A 26,118-nucleotide genomic window follows, 5' to 3' on the forward strand; every position below is an offset into this window, starting at 1 on the left:
CCGTACGGAGCCCGGTGCGCCGCCGTCTATCCGCCCCCGCAAGCCCTGTCGTCAGGGGCCTTTTTAAGATGCCGGAGCGCCCGATTCACGCGCCTCGGAACGCTGACGAACGAGGACGCTAGTCGGATGCCGATTTCTCCGCTCGAAATGACGCTGTTGCTGCTGCTCTGCTCCGTGGCAGGCGTCGTCGTATTTCGCTATTTCAACCTGCCGCCGATGCTCGGCTATTTGACGGTCGGCATCATCGTCGGGCCGCACGCGGCGGGCATCGCGCCGGACACCGACCGCGCGCAGCATCTCGCCGAATTCGGCGTCGTGTTCCTGATGTTCTCCATCGGGCTCGAGTTTTCGCTCTCGAAGCTGCGCTCGATGCGGCGCATCGTGTTCGGACTCGGCGCGAGCCAGGTCGGTGCGACCATCGCGCTCGCGATGATCTTCGGCTGGATCGCCAATTTCTGGATCGGCATGTCGTGGCAGGCGAGCTTCGCGCTCGGCGGCGCGATGTCCATGTCCTCGACCGCCATCGTCAGCAAGCTGCTCGCCGAGCGGCTCGAGCTCGAATCCGAGCACGGCCGCAACATCTTCGGCGTGCTGCTGTTTCAGGATCTGGCGGTCGTGCCGCTGCTCATCATCATCGCGGCGTTCGGCAACGGCCAGTCGTCGCAGCTCGCGATGTGGCTCGGCATCGCCGCGGTGAAAATCGTCATCGCGTTGACGGTGCTGCTTTTCATCGGCCAGAAGTTCATGACGCGCTGGTTCGACCTCGTCGCGCGGCGCCGCTCGCAAGAGCTGTTCATGCTGAACCTGCTGCTCGTGACGCTGGGCGCGGCGTTCATCACCGACAAGTTCGGTCTGTCGCTTGCGCTCGGCGCGTTCATCGCGGGCATGCTGATCGCGGAGACGCCGTATCGGCATCAGGTGGAAGAGGACATCAAGCCTTTCCGCGACGTGCTGCTCGGTCTGTTCTTCGTGACGACCGGCATGCTGCTGAATCCGCGCGTGATCTGGGAGCATCCGTTTCTCGTGCTCGGCTTTTTCGTCGTGCCGATCCTGCTCAAGGCGGTGATGATCACCGGTCTCGCGCGCGCCTTCGGTGCGACGCCGGGCGTCGCGATGCGTACGGGCCTCGGTCTCGCGCAGGCGGGCGAGTTCGGCTTCGTGCTGCTGAATCTGATTCTGGATTCGCATCTCGTCGATTCCACGATCCTGCAAGCCATTCTTTCCGCGATGCTGCTCTCGATGCTCGCCGCCCCGTTCATCATCCAGAACGCGGACCGGATCGTGCTGCGGCTCTCGTCGACGGAATGGATGCTGCAATCGCTGCAAATGACGAAAATCGCGACGCAGAGCCTGAAGCAGAGCGGCCACGTCATCATCTGCGGATACGGCCGCGCCGGACAGAACCTCGCGCGCATGCTGGAGCAAGAGGGCATTTCGTATGTCGCGCTCGATCTCGACCCGGATCGCGTGGCGGCGGCAGCGGCGGCGGGCGAATCGGTCGTGTTCGGCGATGCCGGACGGCGCGAATCGCTGCTCGCGGCGGGCCTTCATCGCGCGGCGACGGTCGCGATCACGTACGCGAACACGCCGTCCGCGATGCGCGTGCTGCACAACATCCACGAACTCGCGCCGACTTTGCCGGTGATCGTGCGCACCGTCGACGACGCCGATCTCGAAAAGCTCACCGCGGCGGGCGCGACGGAAGTGATTCCGGAGATCGTCGAGGGCAGCCTGATGCTCGCATCGCACACGCTCGTCCTGATGGGCGTGCCGATGCGCCGCGTCGTGCGGCGCGTGGAGGAAATGCGCGATGCGCGCTACAGCCTGCTGCGCGGCTATTTCCACGGCGCCGACGACGTCGACGACGACGATGGCCACGAGCAGGTCCGGCTACAATCCGTACCCATCGACGCAAATTCCGAAGCCGTCGGGCATTCGCTCGACGATCTCGGACTCGTCGGCAACGGTGTCGAAGTGACCGCGATCCGGCGCCACGGCATCCGGGGCGTCGCACCGGACCCCGAAACCAAGCTGCGCGCGAACGATATCGTCGTGCTGCGCGGCCTGCCCGAAGTGCTGGCGCAAGCCGAGGAACGGCTCTCGCGCAATCGCCGGGCAGCCTAGCTTCCCTCTTTTGTCACCAAGGCGAACGCGCGGCCTCACGGCGCGGACTCCGGAGAAGTCATGTCCATTACCCCCTCGCACGCCCAGCTCGACGCCGCGCGTTTCATCAAGGAGCGCGTGCGCACCGTCGATAACTGGCCGCAGCCCGGCGTGCAGTTCCGCGATATCACGACCATCCTGCAAGACCGCAAGGCGCTGCGCATGCTGATCGACCTGTTCGTGCAGCGCTATATCGACGAAAACGTGAACGTGATCGCCGGCATGGACGCGCGCGGCTTCATCATCGGGCCGATTCTCGCGTACGAGCTGAGCCTCGGTTTCGTGCCGATCCGCAAGAAGGGCAAGCTGCCGTACAAGACGCTCGAACAGTCGTACGAGCTGGAATACGGCCGCGCGACCGTCGAGATTCACGAGGATGCGTGCAAGCCGGGCGACCGCGTCGTGATCGTCGACGATCTCGTCGCGACCGGCGGCACCATGATGGCCGGCAAGATTCTGCTGGAGCGGCTCGGCGCGCAAGTAGTCGAGGCGGCGGCGATCATCGATCTGCCGGATCTCGGCGGCTCGAAGCTGCTGCGCGAAAATGGCGTGCCGCTTTATACCGTTTGCGAATTCGCCGGACATTGACATGCCCAACTTTCTGCTCTTTCTCGCGGCTTCCGTCGCGATCACCGTCGCGCCGGGGCCGGACAATCTTCAGGTGCTCGCGCGCGGCATTTCGCAAGGACGGCTCGCGGGCGTGGTCGCGGCGTGCGGGTTCGCATTCGGCGTGATCTTCCATACGACGCTCGCGGCGCTCGGGGTTGCAGCACTGCTGCGTTCGTCGCCGATGGCGTTTCAGGCGGTGAAACTGGCGGGCGCGGCGTATCTCGTGTGGATCGGCATCAAGGCGCTGCGCAGCCACGGCCTCGCGACCGCGCACGCGCGCCCGAGCCAGCCGCTTACGACCGTGTTCCGCCAGAGCGTGATCGGCAACATGTTGAATCCGAAAGTGACGCTGTTCTTCATCGTGTTCCTGCCGCAGTTCGTCGATCCGCACGGCGCGCAAAGCGTGATGCTGCAGATGTTCGAACTCGGCGCGCTCTTCATGCTGCAGACGGTCGTCGTGTTTTCGCTTTTCGGCATCGGCGCGGGAATGATCGGCGCGTGGCTGAAGCGCCGTCCGCGCGTGGGCGTGTGGCTCGACCGGCTCGCGGGTGTCACGTTCATCGCGCTCGGCATTCGCGTCGCGCTCAAGGACTGAGAGATGCCGCTCGCTTCGATCGTTGCCGCACGCCGCTTCGACGCCGCCGCGCACCTACCGTTCTTTATCGGCGATGAACGCGTCGGCTGGACTCGCCGATCCGACGTCGACGCGCTGCGCCGCTGGCCGGACGTCTTCGTGATCGACGCCGCTTCGGTTCGCCTGCACGCAGCGCTCGCCGATGTGAACGCGCGCAGCGCCGCGCTCGGCGCGGTCATCGGCGCGCTTTTCGCCGAAGGCAAGATTCCCGGTTGGCGCGACGAAACCTACGCGATCCGCAACGGCTTCGACGCCGCGCCGCTCGCGTTCATCGAGCGTGCGGCGTCGCGCTTCTTCGGCACGATGACCTACGCGGTGCATCTGAACGGCATCGTAAAATACCGGGATAAGGCGCCGCAGTTGTGGATCGCGCGCCGCAGCGACACCAAGGCGACCGATCCCGGCATGCTCGACAACGTCGTCGCGGGCGGCATCGGCTGGGGTTTCGCACTCATGCCGACGCTCGTGAAGGAATGCTGGGAAGAGGCGGGCATGAGCGCCGAACTCGCCTCGACGGCGACGCCCGGCCGCACGTTTCATGTGCTTCAGTCGCTTCCGGAAGGCACGCAGGCCGAGCAGATCTTCGTGTACGACGTCTCCCTGCCGCCCGATTTCGCGCCGCACAATCAGGACGGCGAAGTCGGCGAGCATCGCCTTGCGCGCATCGAGGACGTCGCGCGCTGGATCGAAGAGGGCAAGCTCACCGTCGATGCGAGTCTCGCGACGCTCGATTGCATGCTGCGTCATCAGTGGATCGACGAAGACGCGTGCGAAGGCATCGACGCGCTGTTCGAAGCGCCGCAAATTTGAAAGAACCGAACGAGGAAAGGTCATGTCGACCGAACATAGTTTTTATCTGAAGTTGTCGTGCCCGGACCGGCCGGGAATCGTGCATGCCGTGTCGGGCTTCCTGTTCAATCTCGGCGCCAATATCCTCGATTCCGCGCAGTTCGGCGACAGCCGCACCGGCGAGTTCTTCATGCGCGTGCATTTCCAGCAAGTCGGCGGCGATCCGGGCCTCGACGCGCTGCGCAAGTCGTTCAGCGATCTCGCCGATGAATTCGGCATGCGCTGGGAACTGCACGACGCATCGGTCAAGCCGCGCGTCGTCATCATGGTGTCGAAGATTGGCCATTGCCTGAACGATCTGCTGTTCCGCTATCGCACCGGGCAATTGCAGATCGAGATTCCGGCGATCATCTCGAATCACAAGGATTTTTATCAGCTCGCGGCGAGCTATGACATCCCGTTCCATCATCTTCCGCTGCTCAACGCGACGTCCGAAGCGAAGGCCGCGCAGGAAGCGCGCGTGATGGAAATCGTCGATCAGCACGACACCGATCTCGTCGTGCTCGCGCGCTACATGCAGATTCTGTCGCCGGATTTGTGCGCGAAGCTGTCGGGACGCGCGATCAACATTCATCACTCGTTCCTGCCGAGCTTCAAGGGCGCGAAGCCGTACTATCAGGCGTTCGATCGCGGCGTGAAGCTGATCGGCGCGACCGCGCACTACGTCACGTCCGATCTCGACGAAGGCCCGATCATCGAGCAGGAAGTGGAGCGCGTCGATCACAACATGACGCCGGATCAACTGACGGCGATCGGCCGCGACGTCGAATGCGTGACGCTCGCGCGCGCGGTGAAGTGGCATGCCGAGCATCGCATTCTGCTCAACGGACACAAGACGGTCGTGTTCCGCTAAATCGCGCTTTCGGAAAGACAAAGCCCGCCGGTTCAGGCGGGCTTTTTTACGCTCAGACGAGCCGCAGATAAATCAGCTCGCGCTTGATATATCCGTAGAAAATCGGCGCGGCGATGACGCCGGGAATGCCGAACGCGGCTTCCATTGCGAGCATCGCGAGTAGCAGTTCCCACGCGCGCGCCTCGATCTGCCCGCCGATGATGCGCGCGTTCAGGAAGTATTCGAGCTTGTGGATCAGGATCAGGAACGCGAGCGACGCGACCGCGGTGCCGAACGACACCGACAGCGAAATGCCGACGATGATCGTGTTCGAAATGAGATTGCCGATAACCGGCAGCAGTCCGACGATGAACGTGACGAGCACGAGCGTTTTCGAAAGCGGCAGCCGTTCGTGAAAGAGCGGCAGTGCGACGAGAAGATACAGCGCGGTGAAGACTGCGTTGATCGCTGAAATCTTGATTTGCGCGAACACGATGCGGCGGAAGGCATCGGAAAAGCGCGACACGCGCGCGACGAGCGCGGTGGAAAGCGGCAGCCGATGGTGCGTCGCCCGCGGCGCGCTCACCGCGATAATCGCGCCGACGATCATGCCGATTACGATATGACCGAAGCCGCGCGCCATCTCCTTGCCGCCTTGCTGGAGCATCTCGGCGTGCTTGTGCATCAGCTCGGTGGCTTTGTCCTTCATCTGCACGGTGTCCACGGGCAGGTAATTCGCGAGCCAGTCGGGCACGGACAGCCGCGCGCTCGACGTGATGCTCATCAGCTGATCGAGCAATTTCTGGACGCTCGGGAAGTCGCGCTCGAAATGTTCGATGGTGGCGATGGTCGCACCCGTCAGCCCGCCGACGATGATCGCCGAAATCAGCCCGACCGCGATGAGACGCGCGCCCCGGCTGACCACATGCCGCTCGATCAGCGGCGCGATCATGTGCGTAAGCTGAAAAACCAGCATGCCGGCGAGCAGGCCGCCGAGCAATTGCAGCCTGAGCGTGAGATACAGCGCCAGCAGCGCAAGGACGTAGCTGCCGATCTCGACCGCCGACAGCTTCGGCAAGCTCATGTCGCTCGTCAGCCTGACGTGGCGCGTGGGCAGGTCCCGTACACGCGCTTCCTCGTTGGCCGCTTCGTTGCGCTTCGCCATGACTGCGTTCCTTTTCCCCTGCTGCGTACGACGGTTATTCGTGCCGCGGCGCGCGCGGCGCATTTCGACGGTCCGGCTGACAGCGCTTCGGCAGCCAGACCGGCGCCGTGAATCAGGCCGCCGATTTGGCTCGTTGCAACAAGGGTGCCAGATATCTGCCGGTAAAGCTCGCCTTCGACTTCGCAACCTGCTCCGGCGTCCCCTGGGCGATGATCTGCCCGCCGCCGGCGCCGCCTTCCGGACCGAGATCGATGACCCAGTCGGCAGTTTTGATTACGTCGAGATTATGCTCGATGATTACGACAGTATTACCCTGATCGCGCAATCGATGAATCACTTCGAGCAAAAGCGCGATGTCGTGGAAGTGCAAACCGGTCGTCGGCTCGTCGAGGATATATAGCGTCCGACCGGTATCGCGCTTGCTCAGTTCCAGCGAAAGCTTGACGCGCTGGGCCTCGCCGCCCGATAGCGTCGTCGCGGACTGGCCGAGCCGGATATAGCCGAGACCGACGTCGAGCAGCGTTTTCAGCTTGCGCGCCACCACCGGCACCGCCTTGAAGAACTCGTGCGCGGCCTCGACCGTCAGGTCCAGCACTTCGCTGATGTTCTTGCCCTTGTACTGGACTTCCAGCGTCTCGCGGTTGTAGCGCTTGCCGTGACACACGTCGCAGGGCACGTAGACATCCGGCAAAAAGTGCATTTCTACCTTCAGAACGCCGTCGCCCTGACAGGCTTCGCAGCGGCCGCCCTTCACGTTGAACGAGAAGCGGCCGGGGTCGTAGCCGCGCTCCTTCGCCGCCGGCACGCCTGCGAACAGTTCGCGGATGGGCGTGAACAGTCCGGTGTAAGTGGCCGGATTGCTGCGCGGCGTGCGGCCGATCGGCGACTGATCGACGGCGATCACTTTGTCGAAGTGTTCGAGACCTTCGATCGACTCGTACGGTGCGGGCTCCGTCGCCGAGCCGTACAGATGCTGCGCGACCGCGTGCTGCAGCGTGTCGTTGATGAGCGTCGACTTGCCAGAGCCTGACACGCCCGTCACGCAGGTCAGAAGTCCGACGGGCAAATCGAGCGTCACGCGCTTCAGATTGTTGCCGTACGCCTCGACGATGCGCAGCATGCGCTCGTCCGGCGCGGTGCGCTCGGCGGGATAGCTGATCGTGCGCTTGCCGGACAGATACTGCCCGGTAATGGAATTCGCGTCCTTTTGCACCTGCACCGGCGTGCCTTGCGCGACGATCACGCCGCCGTGCTCGCCCGCGCCCGGTCCCATGTCGACGACGTAATCGGCCATGCGGATCATGTCCTCATCGTGCTCGACGACGATCACCGAATTGCCGATATCGCGCAGATGCTTGAGCGTGTCGATCAGCCGGTCGTTGTCGCGCTGATGCAGGCCGATCGACGGCTCGTCGAGCACGTACATCACGCCCGTAAGGCCGGAGCCGATCTGCGACGCGAGCCGGATGCGCTGCGCCTCCCCGCCCGAAAGCGTCTCCGCGCTGCGTTCCAGCGACAGATAATCCAGCCCGACGTTGTTCAGAAACGAGAGCCGCGCGACGATTTCCTTGATGACCTTGTCGGCGATTTCGCCCTTCGCGCCCTCCAGACGCAGCGTCTGGAAATAGCCGAGCGCATCGCGTAGCGGCCAGCCGCTGATTTCATAGATGCCGCGCGCCTGTTCTTCTGCGCCGACTTTCACGAAGCGCGCTTCGCGCCGCAGACGCGTGCCTTCGCACGCCGGGCACGGCTGATTGTTCTGGTATTTCGCGAGTTCTTCGCGCACCGCCGCCGAATCGGTCTCGCGATAGCGCCGCTCCAGATTCGGGATGATGCCTTCGAACGCATGCTCGCGGACCGACGCGCGCCCGCGCTCGTTAATGTACGAAAACGGAATCGCCTGCTTGCCCGAGCCGTACAGAAGAATCTTGCGCACTTTCTCGGGCAGATCCTCGAACGGCGCGTCGATTTCGAATTCGTAGAATGCCGCGAGGCTCTGCAGCATCTGGAAATAGAACTGATTGCGCCGGTCCCAGCCCTTTACCGCGCCCGCCGCGAGCGACAGCGACGGATGCGCGACCACGCGCTTCGGATCGAAGAACGTGATCTGTCCGAGACCGTCGCATTCCGGGCACGCGCCCATCGGATTATTGAACGAGAAAAGACGCGGCTCCAGTTCCGGCAGCGAATACGAGCAGATCGGACACGCGAATTTCGAGCTGAAGAGCTTCTCCTTTTCGGTGTCCATTTCGAGCGCGATCGCGCGGCCGTCGGCGAGACGCAGCGCGGTTTCGAACGATTCCGCGAGGCGCTGCTTCATGTCCGGCCGCACTTTGAGACGATCGATCACGACGTCGATCGTGTGCTTGTCGTTCTTCTTGAGCTTCGGCAGCGAATCGACTTCGTAGATTTTCGCGACGCCTTCGTTCGCCGTGCCGCCGCCAGAGCGGATGCGAAAGCGGATGAAACCCTGCGCCTGCATTTCCTCGAACAGCTCGACGTGCTCGCCCTTCCGATCCGCGACGACCGGCGCGAGGATCATCAGCTTGGTTTCTTCAGGCAGCGCGAGTGCGGCGTCGACCATTTGCGAGACGCTTTGCGCCTCCAGCGGAATCAGATGATCCGGGCAATACGGCGTGCCGACGCGCGCGTACAAAAGACGCAGGTAATCGTGAATTTCAGTGACGGTGCCGACCGTCGAGCGTGGATTGTGCGACGTGGCCTTCTGCTCGATCGAAATGGCCGGCGACAAACCTTCGATCAGATCGACGTCCGGCTTTTCCATCAGCTGCAAAAATTGCCGCGCATACGCCGAGAGGCTTTCCACGTAACGGCGCTGGCCTTCCGCATAGAGCGTGTCGAACGCGAGCGACGACTTGCCCGACCCCGACAGCCCCGTGATCACGATCAACTTATGGCGCGGCAAGTCGAGATTGACGTTCTTCAGATTGTGGGTGCGAGCCCCACGAATACGAATTTCTTCCACGAGTTCGTTCCGGCGTTTTTCGGGTGCTTTCGGATGTTTTCAGCGGCGCTTTCATCTGTCCGGACGGGCCACGAAGCCATTGCCGGGCGGAAAGAGAGGGGGCCAAACCTGCTACTATAACGACTTTTAAAGGGCGCAGCGCCCGAGCCCGAGGGCCGGATGCGCGTCGATCGGCCGGCGCGGGGACTTGCCGGCCAAGTACGCGAGAGCGCCGACGCATCGAGCGGCGCGCTTTTAGCCGTGCGATTCCATATAGTGCCGTTTCGAGCAAGAACAAGGCGGCCGCGCCTGGCTGCGCCGCAGGCCAGGCCAGACGCGACCCTCATCCTTTTCCCGTTTCTGATGTCCAATCCGTCTGCCACGTCCACACGTCTGTCTGCGCCGGAGTTGCGCGCGACCGTGTCGCTCGCTGCCATCTTCGCGCTGCGCATGCTCGGTCTTTTCATGATCATGCCGGTGTTTTCGGTGTACGCGAAAACCATCCCCGGCGGCGACAACGTGCTGCTCGTCGGCATTGCGCTTGGCGCCTACGGCGTCACGCAGTCGATGCTCTACATCTTCTACGGCTGGATTTCCGACAAGCTCGGGCGCAAGCCGGTCATCGCGTTCGGCTTGCTCGTCTTCGCGGTGGGCAGCTTCGTCGCGGCCGCCGGGCATTCGATGACGTGGATCATCGCCGGGCGCGTGATCCAGGGCATGGGCGCCGTTTCGTCCGCGGTGATCGCGTTCATTGCCGATCTCACGCACGAGGAAAACCGCACGAAGGCGATGGCGATGGTCGGCGGCAGCATCGGCGTGTCGTTCGCGGTGGCGATCGTCGGCGCGCCGATCGTGTTCCACTGGGTCGGCATGAGCGGGCTTTTCACGGTGATCGGCGTCCTGTCGATCCTCGCGGTGGGCGTGGTGTTCTGGATCGTGCCCGATCCGCCCGCGCATCCGGTTCACGTCAAGGCGCCGTTCGCGGAAGTGCTGCACAACGTCGAGTTGTTGCGCTTGAACTTCGGCGTGCTCGTGCTCCACGCGACGCAGACCGCGCTTTTCCTCGTCGTGCCGCGCATTCTGGTGGACGGCGGGTTGCCGGTCGCATCGCACTGGAAGATTTACCTGCCCGTGATGGCGCTCGCGTTCGTGCTCATGGTGCCGGCCATCATCGCCGCCGAGAAACGTGGAAAAATGAAGAGCGTGATGCTGAGTGCGATCGGGCTTATCCTGATCGGCCAGTTGTTATTGGGCGCGGCTCCCCATACGCTGTGGTCCGTGGCAGCCATTCTGTTCGTGTACTTTCTCGGCTTCAACGTGCTGGAGGCGTCGCAGCCGTCTCTGGTGTCGAAGCTTGCGCCGGGCACGAGAAAGGGCGCGGCGGCGGGCGTGTACAACACGACGCAGTCGATCGGCCTTGCCCTCGGCGGGGTGATCGGCGGCTGGCTGCTGAAGCTCGACGGGCCGAGCGCGGTTTTCTTCGCGTGTTCGGCGCTGGTGTTGGCGTGGCTCATCGTCGCTGCATGGATGAAGCCGCCACCGCGCAGAACAGAGCGCGCGGCCTGAGAGAAATTGGAATCATCGAATCGAGCCGACAGGGTGCAACCGAATCCACGTCTGAAGACGAGATCGGTCCAATCGCATCTTTCGGCTGACAGTTAGCAAGGAATCTACCGGAGAAATCATGGCATCAGTCAACAAGGTCATTCTCGTGGGCAATCTGGGCGCCGACCCGGAAACCCGCTACCTCCCGAGCGGCGACGCCGTGGCCAATATTCGTCTCGCGACGACGGACCGCTACAAGGACAAGGCCTCCGGCGAATTCAAGGAACTCACGGAGTGGCATCGCGTGGCGTTCTTCGGCCGGCTCGCCGAAATCGTCAACGAATATCTGAAGAAGGGGTCGTCGGTTTACATCGAAGGGCGTATTCGCACGCGCAAATGGACCGATCAATCGGGCCAGGAGCGCTATTCGACCGAAATCGTCGCGGATCAGATGCAGATGCTCGGCGGTCGCGGCGGCGCCGGTGCCGGCGATGATGGCGGCTACAGCCGCAGCGCGCCGATGGATCGTTCGGGCGGCGGTGGCGGCGGCGGCGGACGCGCGCCCGCGGGCGGTCGTGCGAGCGGCGGCTCAGCAGGCGGCGGTTCCAGCCGCCCGAGCGCGCCGGCAGGCGGCGGCTTCGACGACATGGACGACGATATCCCGTTCTAAAGAATCACCGACAATTCGCGCATCGGAAGATGGGCCTCTGGCTGAAACAGCCTGAGGCCCATTTTTTTTGAGTCGGCGAGGCGCTTCCTGATTGCGGTGTGATCTATTGCTCGCGCCGGAGCCTATTCAGCGCTCGGCGCCTGGTAGTCGCGCTCGTACGCCATCAAGTGCACACCAACTATTCCGCAGTCTAATCGGATTTATCCTATGGCCTGCAAATTGGTCACATTCTATTTTTGAGGCGATTATCCGAGAAAATAAACGCAATCTTTATTTGCTTGTCGTCATCTAATTGAGGTTTTTGAAGGTTTGCGGTTTATGTGTTTCTGGTAAACGCGAATCGGAAAGCCGTGCTTAATCGTGCCGCGTGGATTAATCCGTTGCGCGCCGTTGCAGCCCACAAGCATTTTCACCGAGACCAAGAATAACCGGGGGCCTCTTGAAGCTTCGAATAGTACTGGCTGACGATCATCCTTTCGTTCTCCTTGGGATGAAGGCCATCTTCGCCGCCGCAGACGGATTAGAGGTCGTCGGCGAGGCAAATAATGCGAGCACTTTGTTGGCAGAACTCGCGGTCAAGCCGTGCGATGTGCTGGTCACGGACTTCGCCATGCCCGAGCCGGGAGCGGATGCAAATGACGGTCTCCGTCTCATTCGCAAGGTGCGCCAGGATTTCCCCGACCTCTGCATCGTCGTGCTCACCAGCGTGAGCAACGTCGCGATTTTGCGCTCCATCCTGAATGCCGGCGCGATGAGCCTCGTCAACAAGGCCGAACCCATCGAACTCGTGGTGACGGCCGTGCGGCATGCGAGCGTCGGACGCCGTTTCGTGAGCGCCTCGTTTGTCGCGGCGCTTGCGGAAGCGGGCACGGAGACCGAATTTTCGCCGGAGGAGCCGCGCCTGTCCGTGCGAGAGATCGAAGTCGTCCGCCTGTTTGCCAAAGGCCATTCGATTACCGAAATAGCAAAAGAACTCGATCGCGATGTTCGCACGATCAGCCGTCAGAAACGTGATGCGATGAATAAGCTAGGCGTAAGAAACGATCCCGGGTTATTCGCGTTTGTACGCGCACGCGGATTAGGATGAGTTTTTGGCGCACTGAAATGGTTTCGGATGCATCTTATGTATCTAAATTTTTCGATGCCGGATGATCGACCTTCTCTTTTTTGGATGTGAATTCTGGTCCGCAGGACTAGAAGGGGTTTGAGGCAATGGAGTTCTGGAACGGGAACCAGGTGTTCTCGCACGCTAAACGGATAAGGCTCGCAATAGCGGATGATCATCCTCTCGTCATCCTCGCCGTCGAGCGACTCGCTGGGAATTTTCCCAATGTAGAGGTGGTAAGTCGTCACGCTAATTCGACCCAACTCGAAGAGTCGCTTGCTCGCGGCGAGTGCGACGTCGTCGTCATCGACTATTTCATGCCGGGCGGACGTTACGGCGACGGCGTCGAGCTGATTCAGCATGTGGCGAACCAGTATCCGGAGGTCAGGATCGTCGTCCTGTCGCGCAGTGGCGACGCCGCGCTCGTCAAGCAGGCGCTGGAAGCGGGAGCCCACGCGTTTCTAAGCAAGGAAGACCGGCTCGAACTGATCTACGTCGCGATTGTTTCGGTCATCGCCAATGAAACCTATCTCGGGCCCGCAATACGCCGCACGCTCGCGCTCGCGGATTCCGAAAGCCACGCGCGTTTCATTCGTCAGCGGCTCACGAGCCGCGAACTGGAAGTGATCGAGCGCTATGCACGCGGCGCGAATGTCACCGAGATCGCGAAGGAACTCGATCGCAGCGTGAAGACGATCAGCGCCCAAAAATGCGCGGCCATGCGAAAGCTCGATTTATCGACAGACGCGGATTTGTATCGATTTATCGCGGACAGTGGCTTGATCTAGACGCATCGCATAGCGCGCACGCCGCGCAAGCCCTGAGGCCAGCAAGAACGCATAACAGAATGAGAACAAGAACGCCGAAACGCGCCATCGTTGCGGATGACCATCCGGTCGTCATCAAGGGTATTCAAACCCTGCTCGAGCGAGATGGCGCGGTGCGCGTGGTCGCCACCGCGTGCGACACGCTGGAACTTGCCGAAGCAATCGATACCACGCCGTGTGACTTCATCTTCTCCGACATCGGTATGCGCGGTATCGACGGGGAAAGCAGCTCGATCACCTTTCTCAGGCGTCTGACCTGGCAGGAAAAGCGGCCGAAGATCATCGTGCTCACGATGATCTGCCAAACGCGAATGCTGGCCGGGCTCGTTCAGCTCGGCGTAGACGGCGTGATCGACAAGCGCGACGGACTCGAATGCCTGCACGACGCGATATCCGTCGCTGAAGCCGGCGGCTGTTTCCTCTCCCCAACCGTGGAGGCGGCCGTGCGCCATTTGCCCGCGACATCGCCGGCGCGCGTGGGCGTACTGAGCCGACGCGAATGGGAGGTCTTCCAGCTCTACGCTCGCGGTCTTCTGGTCCATGAGATCGCTGAGCACTTCGGACGAAGCCGCAAGACGATCGCGACGCAGAAGCGTGCCGGCATGCGCAAGCTGGGACTCGATAGCGAGGAGGAGCTGGTCGCCTACTTTCAGCAAGTCGGCCTGGTCTGAAGTGGTGTAGCCGTCGCCGATGCCCGGTTTAGGAGCAAATTGGGACGGTTCTGATTCGATCCTGATACGCAGCGGCTCAGACTCAAGACATTTGCACTCGACAGGCAAGCACGAAGCGCGGCGACTCGTAGCGGTCAAAAGCCGTGAATCGGCGTCATCGAGTTCTTGCTCAGACGGCGCAGCAACGGTCCTTGCCGCGCCGGCCCGCATCCGAAGGATTCGAATTGAGATTTCTGTTCGCGCGTTGTTTGCTCCTTTTCAGCCTGATCGCGCCATCGTTCGGCAATGCGGCCGACCCGCATGCCTACGCTTCCCAGCCGACTTCTGGACTTCGAAAAAATACAAACGACGCAACGGCCAGCGCCCAACTCGATGAGCCCGAGCGCGGTTACTTGCGCACGCTGAGTCCGATCGCCGTCGGCTTGATAGAAGCGTCACGCGGTCGTCCGGATCAGCCGCTTCAGCCGCCGGAAGTCGCGCTCGCCAAAATCGAACAGTCCCTCGGCGTCACGTTCGAGCCGAAGCGATTCAACGACTGGCCCACGGCCGCATCGGCGTTTCAACGCGGCGAAATCGAAATGATCGTCGCACCGAGCCCGCCCGGAACCTTGAACTACGCGATGCATTCCGATTTGCAGCCGCTCGACCTGTTGATCAAGCGGGCGTTCAGGCAAGCCGAGACGCAAGCCGTCGCCAGGCAGGCGGCATCCGCGACCACGCATATCTCCGCGTTGCGCTTGCTGCCTGCGCTCATCGGCATCGCAGCCGTCTTGTTCGTGACGCTGCGCGCTTTCGTCCGATTGCAGCAGGAAATGGGACGGCGCATGGAGACCGAGCAGCGTCTGGCTACGCAACTCAGTTTCCAGCAGACCATGATGGAGGTGGTGCCGTATCCCCTCGTCGCGAAGGACATGCAGAATCGCTACATCGCGGTGAATCGTGCCTTCGAAGAAGCGCTCGGCGTTCGACGCGGAGACGTTCTCGGACGCACGAGCGTCGAAGTCACGGCGTGGGGAGACGCGCACAGCCGCGTGCTTCACGAGTTGACCAGCACGACGCTCAAAACGGGTCAACGTCAGGAAGTCGAAGCGGAATTTGCCGACAACAGCAATCACTCGCGCTGCGGGCTTTTCTGGACGGGCGCGTTCAATGCGTCGAACGGGGAGCGAGCGGGCGTCGTCGGCACGATGATCGACATCACCGATATTCGCGACGCCGAAACGCGCGCGCGGCAAACCGAGCGGCGTCTTCACGACGTGACGCGATCGCTGCCGGCGGTCGTGTTCCAGTTGCGCCGCGCGAGCGACGGCACGTACAGCCTTCCTTATATCGATGGCGATACGCGTCAGTTGCTCGGTCTGGACGTCGCCGCTCTGGCCGACGATCCGATTCACGCGCTGACGCACGTCCACGACGAAGACAGCGCCCGGCTTCTCGCGGAAATCGAAACTTCGGCGCGGACACTCGAGCCGCTGCACACCGAGTTTCGTTCGACGGTGGAAGGCGTGCACCGCTGGATTCGCGCGGATCTCGTCGCGCACCGCGAAGACGACGGCGCCGTGGTCTGGAGCGGCTATTGGGCCGACGCGAGTGTCGAGCACGCCCGCGCCGACGAACTCGCCCGCGCGCGCGACGCCGCCGAAGCCGCATCGCGCGCGAAGGACGACTTCCTCGCGATGATGAGTCATGAAATCCGTACGCCGATGAACGGCGTGCTCGGGCTCGTCGAAGTGCTCGAAAATACGCGTCTGAACCCCGACCAGTCGCAAATGCTCGGCATGATTCAGGATTCGGCGAGCGCGCTCCTGCAGATTCTGGACGATCTCCTCGACTATTCGAAGATCGAGGCCGGCAGGCTGACGATCGAGTCCACGCCGATCGATTTGCGCGAACTCGTCGATAGTGCGGTGGGCCTGCTCGCCGCAAGAGCGCACGAAAAGGGCCTGCGCGTGCGCGTCGACGTGGCGCCCGAAGTGGCCGCGGCGGTCAGGGGCGACAGCGTGCGGCTCAGGCAGGTTCTCTTCAATCTTATGAGCAACGCGATCAAGTTCACGATCAAGGGCGATGTCGCGCTGCACGTTCGCGCGGTCGAGCACACCGAGTCGGCGCAGGTGATCGAACTGTGCGTGAAAGACACGGGCATCGGGATCGCTCCGGACGCGCAGCGAAGCCTCTTCGAGCCGTTCGTGCAAGCTGAAACCTCCACGACGCGGCGCTTCGGCGGCACCGGGCTCGGCCTGACGATCTGCAATCGTCTCGTCGCGCTGATGGGCGGCGCGATGAGCCTTGAAAGCGCGCTGGGCGTCGGCACGGCAATGACCGTTCGTCTCACGATGCCCGTCGAGACCTTGCATTATCAGATCGACGGATTGCGCGGCAAGCGAGGCATCGTGGCGATCGACGACGATCGCGTCGCGGCGGCCCTCGTGCACTATGGCGAGGCGCTTGGTCTGCAATTGCTGCGCTACACGCCCGACGAACTCGCGCGATCAGAACACGAGTTGCTCGAAGACATCGAGATCGTCTTTCTGAGCGATACGCACAAGCACGCTTCGCCATCCGCTTCGCGTGTGATCCACGTAACCGAAAAGCCGAAGCCGACGGGATACCGCATTCTCGAAGACGACATCCGCGTGAGCGTCAATCCGATTTCATGGCACGGCCTCGGCGCGGCCTGCGTCGCCGCATTGACAGGCATGCCGCAGGTCGCATCGGGCGTCACGCATTCGCACGAAGCGAAGATGGTGGCGCCCGACCGGGAAGACGCGCTGCGCAGCGGCAGGCTCGTGCTCGTCGCCGAAGATCATCCGGTGAATCAGGAGCTGATTCGAAATCAGCTTACCCTGCTGGGTTTCGCGTGCGATGTCGTGCACGACGGCGCCGAGGCATACGCTGCCCTCGCTGACACCCGATACGGATTCCTGATTACCGATTGCCACATGCCGAACATGACGGGCTACGAACTGGCTCGACGCATCCGTTCGGATGAAGCCGGCGCGTCGCGTCGCTTGCCGATCCTCGGCGTCACGGCGAGCACGGCGCCCGACGAATTGCGCAAGTGCCGTGAGGCGGGCATGGACCACTGTCTCGTGAAGCCGACCCGGCTCGCTACGTTGCGGGAGCATCTGAACCGATGGTGGATCACGAATGAACGCACGCCCGAAGCCGAGACACATTCCGCTCAGGGAACCGATGTGCCGGCCCGCTACGATGACGAACTCGATCTGAGCGCCATGGCGCAACTATGGGGCAGCGAAGCGACCGTCAAGGCATTGCTGGATGCGTTCGTGTCGTCGTTCCGCGAGGATCTCGTGGCGCTTCGGCAATTGCTCGATCGCGGCACGGTCGATGATCTGCGGGACTGGCATCATCGCGTCGTCGGGGCGGCGAGCGTGTTGCAGTATCGGCCGCTGCTCGGCGCGCTGGAGGAGTTTCGTCGCGATCTGCATGTGAAATCGCGCGACGTGCGCCGTCGCGAGGGACTTGCGTTGATCGCGCGATGCGAGCAGCTCGTGGACCGTATCCACGCGCAAGGCGCCGCAATTCTCTGACCGGGCGCGTTCTTATTCCGTAGGTGTGCAGGGACTCGCATCGGCGAGTTCGCCATCGCGGAAATAGGCGAGCGCGAAATCGACGAACGCGCGTGTCTTGGCCGAAACGTGCCGGCGTCCCGGGTAGACGATGGACACTTCCTTGTCAGCGTCCTTGAGCGTATGGCCGGGCAGCAGTCGCACGAGCGAACCCACCTCGATATCCTGCGCCACGTAGCTCTCCGGGAGCACCGCGATTCCCATTCCGGAAAGCGCCGCCTGCCGCAACATGTGCGAACTGTTCACGCTGTATGCCGGATCGAGTTCGACGCTTTCCGTCTCTCCCGACGGTCCGATGAAGGACCACGTCGATCCATGGATATCCGAAGACGGCGCGAGAAACTCATGTGACGCCAGCGATGCCGGCCCGACGGGCGCGCGGCGTTGCGCCAGATAAGCCGGTGCGGCGACGAGCACCGCCGCGACTCTCACCAACGGGCGGTTGATCAGCATGCCGCTGTTCACGAGATGCGGCACGACGATGCCGACGTCGAAGCCCTCCGCGACGAGATCGACCGGACGATGCAGCAGCGTCAAGCGCAACTTCACGTTCGGGTATCGCTCGCGGAATCCGCGCAGCATTGGCGTGAGTCCGAGCAATGAGAATGATGCCGACGCGACGAGCTTGAGCGTGCCCGAAGGATCGACCGAACTGTTCCCCACTGATGCTTCGATCGTCTCGATCTGTTCGATCACTGCACGGCAGCCGTCCGCATAGGCGCGACCGGCCTCGGTTAGCGACACGCTGCGCGTCGTGCGGTTCAGCAAGCGCGTGTTGAGATGCGCCTCGAGCAACGAGACGTAGCGCGTTATCACGGCGTTGGATAGATCGAGCGCGTTGGCGGCACGGCCGAACGATTCGGTTTCCGCCACTTTCAGGAAGACGCGCATCGCCTGGAGTTGATTCATTGAGCGATCGATGTGAGAAGCGCATTTCGAACGCTTCGAGTATGCCGATAAATGCCGGCGGCTAAAGCGCGGCCTCGCGTGCGCGATGTTAGAGCGCGATGACATGCTGGGGAATCGGAGTGTTCTGATCGGAGACGAATGTCTCAATGCGACCACTGTGGCATGAACGCAACTCGTGTCCATAGGCGCGTTCGCACGGCGCTAATCGGATGACGCGTAAGTCCATGCGGCCTAAGCGTTAACCCATCCCGAAATTGAACTTTTCGAATTATTCGAAAAGGTTTTTGTGATTCCTTTGGCGGTTTCTCAAAAATAGCGGGCAATAAACTTTGCCGTGCCGAATATCGGTGCTGAACAAGACGAGCGAAGACGGGAGTCCGAACTCGACAGGCGTTTGGCCTGAAGCAACCCATCGAGTCTCAAGACTCAAAGGAATACACATGAAAAAGACTCTGATCGTAACGGCCGTCGCCGCTCTGGCCGGTTCGTTCGCAACTGCTGCAAGCGCGCAAAGCAGCGTCACGCTGTATGGTCTGGTCGATGCGGGCCTGACGTACGTCAACAACGTGCAAGCTCCGTTCGGCGCAGGCTACGAAAAGGCAAGCGCGTGGGGCGTGACCAGCGGCAATCTGCAGAACAGCCGTTGGGGCTTGCGCGGCGCTGAAGACCTCGGCGGTGGCATGAAAGCCGTCTTCACGTTGGAAAACGGTTTCAACATCGCGAACGGCACCAGCGATGGTCGCCAGTTCGGCCGTCAGGCTTACGTCGGTCTGTCGATGGCGCAAGCGGGTACTCTGACGCTCGGTCGTCAGAACGACGCTGTTGCCGACTATCTCGGCCCGTTGAGCGCGACCGGCTCGTGGGGCGGCACGTACTTCGCGCACCCGGGCGATCTGGACAATCTGGACGGTAACGCTTTCCGCATTAACAACTCCATCAAGTTCGTGAGTGCGAACTATTCCGGCCTGTCGTTCGCTGGCGCATACGGCTTCTCGAACACCGCGGGCAGCTTCGCCGCAAACCGGGCATACAGCCTCGGTGCGGGCTATGCGAATGGTCCGTTCAAGTTCGGCGCGGCATACACGCAAGCGAACGGTTACAACTCGAACAACGTCGGCGCGATCACGGAGGTTCCGGTAACGCTGTTCACTCCGGCCGATCAAGACACAGCACGCGTGCGTACGTTCGGTGCGGGCGGTAGTTTCACGACCGGTGCTATGACGTTCGGTCTGGTTTGGACGCAGATCCGCCTCGACAACAATAGCAACGCCGCGCTTGATTCTTCGTCGATTACCAATAACTACGAAATCAACGGCCGCTACGCACTTAGCCCGGCACTGTCGGTTGGTGCGGCTTACACCTTCACGTACGCCAAGACCGAAGTTCCGCTGGATGAGTCCAGGCGCGTTCGCCGTCACCAGTTCGGTTTGCAGACGGACTATGCATTGTCCAAGCGCACCGACATCTATGCTGAAGGCGTTGTGCAGATCGCGAGCGGCGGTGGAGACGGCGTGTACCCGCGCGCTGCTATCAGCGGCGCAGGCGACGCTTCCTCGAGCAGCCGTCAGGTTCTCCTGACGACGGGTATCCGTCACCGCTTCTAAAGCGGTCAGAGCAGTACCAAGCTGTTGTAGCTAGCTAGAGAAGGGCGCCGCGAGGCGCCCTTTTCGCATGGGCGCGCCCGCTTTCATCGAAGGGAAATGCGTCACGCATTTGAATTGATCTACCATGGCGATGCGGTCCTCCCAGCAAAACGCGCACTGACCGCGACCAGGAGAGCAATGATGATCTCGACATGCCGACCACATGTCCGCTGGATACCCATTCTGCTGCTCGCGACGCTCGCCGCGAGCCCCGCTCACGCCGACTCCGTCGCGCTAAAAGCGAACCTCCAGCCTTCGAGCGAAGTTCCGCCGCGCGTGAGCAAAGGCCACGGCATCCTCGACGCCACTTTCGACACCGACACTAAAGTGCTGACTTGGACCGCGACTTATGCGGAGCTATCGGGTCCGGTGACGATGGCGCATTTCCACGGCCCCGCGCCGGTCGGACAGAACGCGAAGGTGCAAGTGCCCGTCGACAAGAAAGCGCTCGCGAGCCCGATGAAAGGACAAGCGACGCTGACGGACCCGCAAGTCACCGATCTCATGGCGGGTCAGTGGTATTTCAATATTCACACGCAGGAGAACCCGACCGGCGAGATACGCGGTCAGGTGGTGCCTGCCGATTGACGCTCGGCGACGATGAGTTGGCAAAGCGCCTTCGCGTGCTGGGTCGTAGCGAAACGCGTGCGTCCGCACAGCGCGCATCCCACGCTCGACGTCGAACTCGCGCGCGACTACGCGTCGCGCCGGCTCTGGTCGCCGCGCGTGCCGAAAGGATGGCGGCTCGACATCCGCGAGACAATCGGCGATGCACCGCTGCGCGGCGAATGGCTCATCCCGCCGACAACGCCGCGCGCAACGATTCTTTATCTGCACGGCGGCGGTTATTACTTTTGCTCGCCCCGCAGTCATCGAGCGATTACGTTCGGATTGGCGACCCGCGCGAATGCCAGCGTTTTCTCGCTTGATTATCGTCTTGCGCCGGAACATCGCTTTCCAGCGGCGCTCGACGATAGCGTCGCGGCCTATCGTCGGTTGCTCGAAAACGGGGTGCCGGCGCAATCGATCGTCATCGCGGGCGATTCCGCGGGCGGCGGCCTCGCGCTCGCGACGCTTCTCTCGCTGCGCGACGCAGGCGATCCGCTTCCGGCCGCAGCCGTGCTGTTTTCACCGTGGACGGATCTGACGTCCAGCGGCGAGTCGATGCGAACCAACGACGGCCGCGATCCGATGTATCACGCGTCGGCGTTTCCCAAAGTGGCCGAGCAATATCTCGGCGCGGCGGACGCGCGCAATCCTTACGCGTCGCCCGTTTTCGGGGATTACGAAGGCTTGCCGCCGCTCTTCGTCCAGGCCGGCGATACGGAATTGCTCCTCGACGACGCGACCCGCGTCGCAGCCAAAGCGCGCGCGGCGGGCGTGCGCGTCGAAATGGAAATCTGGCGCGGCGTGCCGCACATCTTCCAGATCTGGGCGCCGTTCATGCCCGAGGCGCGCGAAGCGCTCGCGCACGCCGCCGCATTCATCGAATCGACGGCGGCGGCGACGAATGCTCATCGCCCGCCCATGACCTCGATCGTCTGATACGCGCGCTCGACCGCCGACGCGCCGTATCGACGCTCGAGTCTGCGCACGGTGAAGTGCCCATGCGCCATCTGCTGGAAATGGTCGATGAACACGGTGTTGACCATCGCGCCGAGCACCGCGCCGATCGCCGGAATCGACTTCGCCGCGACCTGCTCGCTGACCTGCACCGAAAACCGCGATGCGACCGTCTGCAGGAACTTGAGCAGCGCCGTCGATCCGTGACTGCTCAGACCCTTGGCGGCGATCTCGTTTGTCGCGCGCGAGACCGACTGCGCAAGCGCGCCGCGCACGATGAAATAGCCGAGATCGGCGTTGTCGTCGTCGGTTTTGGTGCCGCCCATGCCGAGCACCATCATGCATTGCAATTGCGCCTCGACTCGATGCACGTCCTCGCCTTCGCTGCGCGCGATATCGCAGATCGAGCGGAACATCAGCGTCGTCGTAACGGGCAACTCGACAGGCAACGCGAACAGTCCGAATGCGCCGCCCGCCGCGCCGGTCGTCGCGACGGCGAGTTTGTGCATCAGGTTGTGCGGCTTGTCGGGCGGCGGCGCGAGTAGCGAATCGGAGGGCGCGCTCTTGCCGAGCGTGCGCAGCGCGACCTGAAGGCATTTCTTCAGCGCGAGCTGCGTCGCGTCGTCGACTTTTTCCTGCGCGGCGGCCGGCAAGCGGCCCATCAGCTTTTCGATGGGCGCGCCGACGACACTCGCCAGCTTCATCGTCAGCGACGGGCTTTCCAGCAATTCCTTCGCGCGGGCAAGGGCCGCGAAATCTTCGGTCGTAAGCGGCGAGGTGATGATCGGCGTCGGTTCCATGCGAGGGTTCTATCCGGGAAAAGGTAAGTTGACACGCAGAATTAGAGTGCGCGCCCGTGCTATGATTCCATTTCCGTTGACTAGTCAATCATTGCGCTTACAAAGATGGCCGTTCATACAGCCGCGCATCATTCCAGCGGGCAGGTGCTGCCTTTTCGCGAATCCCTCATGGCGATGCTGGGCGTTTCGTTCGTCACGATGCTCGTCGCGCTCGATCAGACTGTGGTCGGCACCGCGCTGCCGACGATCGTCGCGGAGCTTAAAGGCTTCGATCTCTACGCGTGGGTCGCCACGTCGTATCTTCTGACTTCCGTCATCACCGTGCCAATTTTCGGACGCCTCGGCGATTACTACGGCCGCAAGCCGTTCGTGATCGCGTCGATCGTCGTGTTCACCGTCGCCTCCGTGCTGTGCGGGCTCGCCAACCGCATGATGTTCCTCGTGCTCGCGCGCGGCTTGCAAGGCATCGGCGGCGGGATGCTCGTCGGCACGGCGTTCGCGTGCATCGCCGATCTTTTCCCCGATAACGTCGTGCGCCTGCGCTGGCAAGTGCTGATGAGTTCCGCGTTCGGCATCGCGAACGCGGTCGGGCCGTCGCTCGGCGGCTTCCTCACGCAGTATTACGGCTGGCGTTCGGTCTTCTACGTCAATCTGCCGGTGGGCATCGTGTCGCTCTTTTTCGTGTGGCGCTTCCTGCCGCATCTGCGGCACGTCGCGCATGAAGGCAAGATGCGCCTCGACTGGCCGGGCGCCGCGCTGATCGCGGTGGCGCTCGGCGCGCTGCAATTGTTCGTCGAAATGCTGCCGAAACACGGCTTCGGCGCGGAATCCGTCGCGCTGCTCGCGATGAGCGTCGCCGCCGGCTTCGCGCTGTGGAAGTGGGAAATGCGCTGCGATTACGCGATCCTGCCCATCGACATGTTTCGCAACAAGGCGCTCGCCGCGCTCTTCACGCTCGCGATTCTCGGCGGTTTCACGATGTTCTCGCTGCTCTTCTATGCGCCGCTGCTGTTCCAGGGCGGCTTCGGCATGTCGCCGAAGGACGCGGGCATGATGATTACGCCGCTCGTCGTGTTCATCACGATCGGCAGCATCGTGAACGGGCGCATCGTCACGCGCCTGAAGAACGCCAATCTGATGCTGTACGTCGGTTTCGCGCTGCTCGCGGTGTCGTGTCTCGGCACCGTCGTCGCGACGCACAACATGCCGCGTTCGCTGCTGCTCGTCATCATGCTGCTCGGCGGACTCGGCCTCGGCTTCGTCATGCCGAATCTCACCGTGTTCGCGCAACAGACCGCGGGCCGCGCGCATCTGGGCATCGCGACGGCGCTTTTGCAGTCGCTGCGCATGATCGGCGGGATGATCGGCACGGCGCTCACCGGCACGCTTGTCGCGCATCTCTATGCGAGCGGCGTGAATCTCGCGCTGGAAAAAGATCACGCGATGCATTGGGCCGCTGATCTCTCCGATCCGCAAATCCTCATCAATCGCGAAGGTCAGGAGACGCTGCTTGCGCAACTGAGCGCGGCGGGGCATAACGGCGCGATGCTGCTCGAAGCCGCGCGCGAAGCGCTCGTCGCCGCGATCCACATTGGTCTCGCGCTCGCGGCGGTGATCGCGGTGGTGTCGTTGTGGCAGTCGCGCCGCGTTCCGCCGGTGCGACTGAAAGGGCCGCAAGAGCCGGTCATCCTCGCCGAATGATAGAGAAAGAGCATGAATGAACAGGACCGTATCGCCGTGGTGCAGCAATTCGGGCGCACATATCGCGCGTTCATGTCGGCGTTCGAGACGGCCGTCGGCCAGCCGATGCCGCGCTGGCGCATTCTGCTCGCGTTGCACGAGCACGCGGGCGTGCTGTCGCAGAAGCGGCTCGTCGAGCATCTGAAAGTCGACCCGGGCGCGCTGACGCGTCAGCTAAAGACGCTGGAAGGACTCGGCTGGATCGTGCGCAGCGTCGATGCACGCGACAATCGCGTGTCGAATGTCGCGCTGACGGCGCAAGGACGCGCCATCGCGGAAGATGGTTTGCCGCGACGCAATGCGTTCCTTCACGACACGATGGCTTCGCTGCCCGACGAGGCCATCGAGGCCTTGTCGAGCGCGCTGCACATGTTCGAGGGACGCCTTCAGGAAGTGGCGGCCGCGAATGCCGCATCGGCGGCCGCGCTCGAAGAAAAGGCTTAGAAGAACGTTTCGATCACTTCGGTGACGCGATACTTCGGGTCGACGACCAGAATCTGACGCCACTTGTCGAACGTCAGGCACGGATGCGAGATATCGAACGCGATCATGTCGCCGACTTTCACGTCGTCGCCCGGCTTGATGCGCAAGTACGCGTGCTGATCCATCAGGCCGAAAATCTCCCAGCCTTCGTCGGGCGATACGTCACGCGGCGCTTCGTTGCCCGGACGATAATGCTTCGCCGGCTCCGGCATGCCCGCATCGAACGCGGAATCGCGCTTGCCCAGACCGATGATCGCGCGGTCCGGTTCCGGAATCGACTGCACGTACGCCCATAGTTGCAGCGCCGGCTTCAGACCTTGGCCCGTCTTCTTCGCGATAGGATTGCGCGCGAAAATCTCGTTCTGCGCTTTCTTGTAGATGCCGACGTCGTGCGTCAGATAGCAGCCCGGCCGCAGCACGACCTCGATCGCATCGCTGTTGGCCTTCGCGAACTCGTCGGCGACGACGTCGTACCACGCCGATCCCGCGCCCGACAGAATCGCCGGCTTGCGCGCGATCTTGCCTTCGCCGATCAGCTTGCGCGTGACATCGACCGCGCTCTTCAGAAACTCGCGCACCTTGGTTTCGTCCTGCAGCACGCCTTCATACAACTCGATGCCCGCGAGTTCGATCGTGCCGTTCCAGCGCGCGATCGCGGCGAGCACGGCATCGCGCTGCGCGTCATCGCGCACGCCGGTGCGTCCGCCCGGCACCCCGAGTTCGATCAGCACGTTCAGCTTCTTGCGCACCGAGCTGAAAAATTCGCCGAGCTGATCGACGCCATCGGCTGAATCGACGAGACAGAAGAACTCGAAACTCGCGTCCGTGAGCAATTCGGCGATCATGCCCATGTTGCGTTTGCCGACGAGCTGATTCGCCATCAGGACGCGATGCACGCCGCCGCGATACGCCGCGCGCACCTGATGCGCGGTCGCGAGCGTAATGCCCCACGCGCCGGTGTCGAGCTGACGGCGGAAAAGTTGCGGCGCCATCGTCGTCTTGCCGTGCGGCGCGAGCTTCACACCGTATTCGCCGACAAAATCCTGCATCCACTTCAGATTGTGTTCGATGCGATCCGAATAGAGGACGGCGGCGGGCAGACTCACGTCCTCTTCGAGCAGATTCCATTGCAGGCGCGACGCGTCGTTCAATTGGATGCCCGTGCCGGGCACCATTCCGAGGCCCTTGCCGAACGGGTCGATCGTCGCGTTCTGATAGTTTGTAACTTTCATGTGCTGCCACTCCATCGTCCGTTTAAATAAACCCCGCGCGCAGTGCGATGTGCGTCAAGGTTGACGGTGCCATGTTAACCAAAGTAGCATCCGGGAAGGAAATGTTATTTAGTAACACGGGCT

General features: G+C 62.5%; 22 protein-coding genes. 16 read left to right on the forward strand and 6 right to left on the reverse strand.

From position 1 onward, the window contains the following. The first annotated feature begins 126 nt into the window (after positions 1–126). The 5 genes from BG60_RS04795 to purU are packed head-to-tail and all read left to right on the forward strand — an operon-like array spanning position 127 to position 5,108. On the forward strand, positions 127–2,124 hold the full coding sequence (locus BG60_RS04795) for a monovalent cation:proton antiporter family protein (RefSeq protein ID WP_008351676.1): 1,998 nt from the start codon (positions 127–129) through the stop codon (positions 2,122–2,124). A gap of 60 nt (positions 2,125–2,184) precedes the next feature. Continuing rightward, on the forward strand, positions 2,185–2,751 hold the full coding sequence (locus tag BG60_RS04800; protein ID WP_008351675.1) for an adenine phosphoribosyltransferase: 567 nt from the start codon (positions 2,185–2,187) through the stop codon (positions 2,749–2,751). Position 2,752: 1 nt separating this feature from the next. Further along, entirely contained in the window at positions 2,753–3,367 is a 615-nt protein-coding gene (locus tag BG60_RS04805) for a LysE family translocator (RefSeq protein ID WP_008351673.1), read from the forward strand. A 3-nt stretch (positions 3,368–3,370) separates the two neighbouring features. Beyond that, positions 3,371–4,216: an NUDIX hydrolase gene (locus BG60_RS04810; protein ID WP_034470547.1), complete on the forward strand. Its 846-nt coding sequence runs from the start codon at positions 3,371–3,373 to the stop codon at positions 4,214–4,216. Positions 4,217–4,238: 22 nt separating this feature from the next. Then, complete coding sequence (gene purU / locus BG60_RS04815; RefSeq protein WP_008351670.1) at positions 4,239–5,108, forward strand: formyltetrahydrofolate deformylase; 870 nt, start codon at positions 4,239–4,241, stop codon at positions 5,106–5,108. Positions 5,109–5,160: 52 nt separating this feature from the next. On the opposite strand, the gene BG60_RS04820 is transcribed toward purU, so the two are convergent. After that, the gene (locus BG60_RS04820; protein WP_008351668.1) at positions 5,161–6,252 is read right to left on the reverse strand and encodes an AI-2E family transporter; all 1,092 of its coding nucleotides are present in this window, start codon (positions 6,250–6,252) and stop codon (positions 5,161–5,163) included. 112 nt (positions 6,253–6,364) lie between these two features. Then, positions 6,365–9,238: an excinuclease ABC subunit UvrA gene (gene uvrA, locus BG60_RS04825; RefSeq protein WP_034470549.1), complete on the reverse strand. Its 2,874-nt coding sequence runs from the start codon at positions 9,236–9,238 to the stop codon at positions 6,365–6,367. A gap of 342 nt (positions 9,239–9,580) precedes the next feature. On the opposite strand from uvrA, the gene BG60_RS04830 reads away from it, so the two are divergent. The 5 genes from BG60_RS04830 to BG60_RS04850 all read left to right on the forward strand — a co-directional run bounded on the left by BG60_RS04830 (position 9,581) and on the right by BG60_RS04850 (position 14,035). Beyond that, positions 9,581–10,783, forward strand: a complete 1,203-nt coding sequence (locus tag BG60_RS04830) for an MFS transporter (RefSeq protein ID WP_075583486.1) — start codon at positions 9,581–9,583, stop codon at positions 10,781–10,783. A 118-nt stretch (positions 10,784–10,901) separates the two neighbouring features. Then, positions 10,902–11,432, forward strand: coding sequence for a single-stranded DNA-binding protein (locus tag BG60_RS04835; protein WP_008351662.1), 531 nt, complete (start codon positions 10,902–10,904; stop codon positions 11,430–11,432). A 439-nt stretch (positions 11,433–11,871) separates the two neighbouring features. Beyond that, the gene (locus BG60_RS04840; RefSeq protein WP_034470552.1) at positions 11,872–12,519 is read left to right on the forward strand and encodes a response regulator; all 648 of its coding nucleotides are present in this window, start codon (positions 11,872–11,874) and stop codon (positions 12,517–12,519) included. Positions 12,520–12,644: 125 nt separating this feature from the next. Further along, complete coding sequence (locus tag BG60_RS04845; protein ID WP_034470554.1) at positions 12,645–13,325, forward strand: response regulator; 681 nt, start codon at positions 12,645–12,647, stop codon at positions 13,323–13,325. Positions 13,326–13,384: 59 nt separating this feature from the next. Next, on the forward strand, positions 13,385–14,035 hold the full coding sequence (locus tag BG60_RS04850) for a response regulator (protein WP_008351659.1): 651 nt from the start codon (positions 13,385–13,387) through the stop codon (positions 14,033–14,035). Between the two features lie 134 nt (positions 14,036–14,169). On the opposite strand, the gene BG60_RS38660 is transcribed toward BG60_RS04850, so the two are convergent. Then, positions 14,170–14,337 carry a hypothetical protein gene (locus BG60_RS38660; RefSeq protein ID WP_160172875.1) on the reverse strand — a complete coding sequence of 56 codons (168 nt, stop codon included), beginning with the start codon at positions 14,335–14,337 and terminating at the stop codon, positions 14,170–14,172. A 90-nt stretch (positions 14,338–14,427) separates the two neighbouring features. Here BG60_RS38660 and BG60_RS04855 point away from each other — a divergent pair, with 90 nt between their 5' ends. Continuing rightward, positions 14,428–17,586, forward strand: coding sequence for an ATP-binding protein (locus tag BG60_RS04855; protein ID WP_034470558.1), 3,159 nt, complete (start codon positions 14,428–14,430; stop codon positions 17,584–17,586). Between the two features lie 12 nt (positions 17,587–17,598). On the opposite strand, the gene BG60_RS04860 is transcribed toward BG60_RS04855, so the two are convergent. Then, entirely contained in the window at positions 17,599–18,534 is a 936-nt protein-coding gene (locus tag BG60_RS04860; RefSeq protein WP_008351657.1) for a LysR family transcriptional regulator, read from the reverse strand. 440 nt (positions 18,535–18,974) lie between these two features. Here BG60_RS04860 and BG60_RS04865 point away from each other — a divergent pair, with 440 nt between their 5' ends. The 3 genes from BG60_RS04865 (at position 18,975) to BG60_RS04875 (ending at position 21,722) form a co-directional block, all read left to right on the forward strand. After that, positions 18,975–20,138 (forward strand): porin, encoded by a 1,164-nt coding sequence (locus BG60_RS04865; protein ID WP_034470561.1) that lies wholly within the window; start codon positions 18,975–18,977, stop codon positions 20,136–20,138. 180 nt (positions 20,139–20,318) lie between these two features. After that, positions 20,319–20,765: a CHRD domain-containing protein gene (locus BG60_RS04870; protein ID WP_008351655.1), complete on the forward strand. Its 447-nt coding sequence runs from the start codon at positions 20,319–20,321 to the stop codon at positions 20,763–20,765. Between the two features lie 12 nt (positions 20,766–20,777). Continuing rightward, complete coding sequence (locus BG60_RS04875) at positions 20,778–21,722, forward strand: alpha/beta hydrolase (protein ID WP_034470564.1); 945 nt, start codon at positions 20,778–20,780, stop codon at positions 21,720–21,722. Here BG60_RS04875 and BG60_RS04880 read toward each other — a convergent pair. Next, the gene (locus BG60_RS04880; protein WP_008351653.1) at positions 21,692–22,540 is read right to left on the reverse strand and encodes an EcsC family protein; all 849 of its coding nucleotides are present in this window, start codon (positions 22,538–22,540) and stop codon (positions 21,692–21,694) included. The two genes, BG60_RS04875 and BG60_RS04880, sit on opposite strands and share 31 nt — an antisense overlap. A gap of 105 nt (positions 22,541–22,645) precedes the next feature. Here BG60_RS04880 and BG60_RS04885 point away from each other — a divergent pair, with 105 nt between their 5' ends. Together BG60_RS04885 and BG60_RS04890 are read left to right on the forward strand one after the other, a co-directional pair. After that, positions 22,646–24,241, forward strand: coding sequence for an MFS transporter (locus tag BG60_RS04885; RefSeq protein ID WP_034470566.1), 1,596 nt, complete (start codon positions 22,646–22,648; stop codon positions 24,239–24,241). Positions 24,242–24,253: 12 nt separating this feature from the next. Next, entirely contained in the window at positions 24,254–24,724 is a 471-nt protein-coding gene (locus BG60_RS04890) for a MarR family winged helix-turn-helix transcriptional regulator (RefSeq protein WP_008351651.1), read from the forward strand. On the opposite strand, the gene BG60_RS04895 is transcribed toward BG60_RS04890, so the two are convergent. Further along, entirely contained in the window at positions 24,721–25,995 is a 1,275-nt protein-coding gene (locus BG60_RS04895; protein WP_034470788.1) for an amino acid deaminase, read from the reverse strand. The two genes, BG60_RS04890 and BG60_RS04895, sit on opposite strands and share 4 nt — an antisense overlap. Between the last annotated feature and the right edge of the window lie 123 nt (positions 25,996–26,118).

Source organism: Caballeronia zhejiangensis, from assembly GCF_000698575.1.
In the GTDB taxonomy this organism is placed as follows: Bacteria; Pseudomonadota; Gammaproteobacteria; order Burkholderiales; family Burkholderiaceae; genus Caballeronia; species Caballeronia zhejiangensis.

What these genes read in the sequence shown, in the direction of transcription:
- BG60_RS04795 (WP_008351676.1), top strand. Translation starts at nt 127, where the DNA reads ATGCCGATTTCTCCGCTCGAAATGACGCTGTTGCTGCTGCTCTGCTCC.
- BG60_RS04800 (WP_008351675.1), top strand. Translation starts at nt 2,185, where the DNA reads ATGTCCATTACCCCCTCGCACGCCCAGCTCGACGCCGCGCGTTTCATC.
- BG60_RS04805 (WP_008351673.1), top strand. Translation starts at nt 2,753, where the DNA reads ATGCCCAACTTTCTGCTCTTTCTCGCGGCTTCCGTCGCGATCACCGTC.
- BG60_RS04810 (WP_034470547.1), top strand. Translation starts at nt 3,371, where the DNA reads ATGCCGCTCGCTTCGATCGTTGCCGCACGCCGCTTCGACGCCGCCGCG.
- purU (WP_008351670.1), top strand. Translation starts at nt 4,239, where the DNA reads ATGTCGACCGAACATAGTTTTTATCTGAAGTTGTCGTGCCCGGACCGG.
- BG60_RS04820 (WP_008351668.1), bottom strand. Translation starts at nt 6,252, where the DNA reads ATGGCGAAGCGCAACGAAGCGGCCAACGAGGAAGCGCGTGTACGGGAC.
- BG60_RS04830 (WP_075583486.1), top strand. Translation starts at nt 9,581, where the DNA reads ATGTCCAATCCGTCTGCCACGTCCACACGTCTGTCTGCGCCGGAGTTG.
- BG60_RS04835 (WP_008351662.1), top strand. Translation starts at nt 10,902, where the DNA reads ATGGCATCAGTCAACAAGGTCATTCTCGTGGGCAATCTGGGCGCCGAC.
- BG60_RS04845 (WP_034470554.1), top strand. Translation starts at nt 12,645, where the DNA reads ATGGAGTTCTGGAACGGGAACCAGGTGTTCTCGCACGCTAAACGGATA.
- BG60_RS04850 (WP_008351659.1), top strand. Translation starts at nt 13,385, where the DNA reads ATGAGAACAAGAACGCCGAAACGCGCCATCGTTGCGGATGACCATCCG.
- BG60_RS38660 (WP_160172875.1), bottom strand. Translation starts at nt 14,337, where the DNA reads ATGCGGGTCGGCCGCATTGCCGAACGATGGCGCGATCAGGCTGAAAAG.
- BG60_RS04860 (WP_008351657.1), bottom strand. Translation starts at nt 18,534, where the DNA reads ATGAATCAACTCCAGGCGATGCGCGTCTTCCTGAAAGTGGCGGAAACC.
- BG60_RS04865 (WP_034470561.1), top strand. Translation starts at nt 18,975, where the DNA reads ATGAAAAAGACTCTGATCGTAACGGCCGTCGCCGCTCTGGCCGGTTCG.
- BG60_RS04870 (WP_008351655.1), top strand. Translation starts at nt 20,319, where the DNA reads ATGATCTCGACATGCCGACCACATGTCCGCTGGATACCCATTCTGCTG.
- BG60_RS04875 (WP_034470564.1), top strand. Translation starts at nt 20,778, where the DNA reads ATGAGTTGGCAAAGCGCCTTCGCGTGCTGGGTCGTAGCGAAACGCGTG.
- BG60_RS04880 (WP_008351653.1), bottom strand. Translation starts at nt 22,540, where the DNA reads ATGGAACCGACGCCGATCATCACCTCGCCGCTTACGACCGAAGATTTC.
- BG60_RS04885 (WP_034470566.1), top strand. Translation starts at nt 22,646, where the DNA reads ATGGCCGTTCATACAGCCGCGCATCATTCCAGCGGGCAGGTGCTGCCT.
- BG60_RS04890 (WP_008351651.1), top strand. Translation starts at nt 24,254, where the DNA reads ATGAATGAACAGGACCGTATCGCCGTGGTGCAGCAATTCGGGCGCACA.
- BG60_RS04895 (WP_034470788.1), bottom strand. Translation starts at nt 25,995, where the DNA reads ATGAAAGTTACAAACTATCAGAACGCGACGATCGACCCGTTCGGCAAG.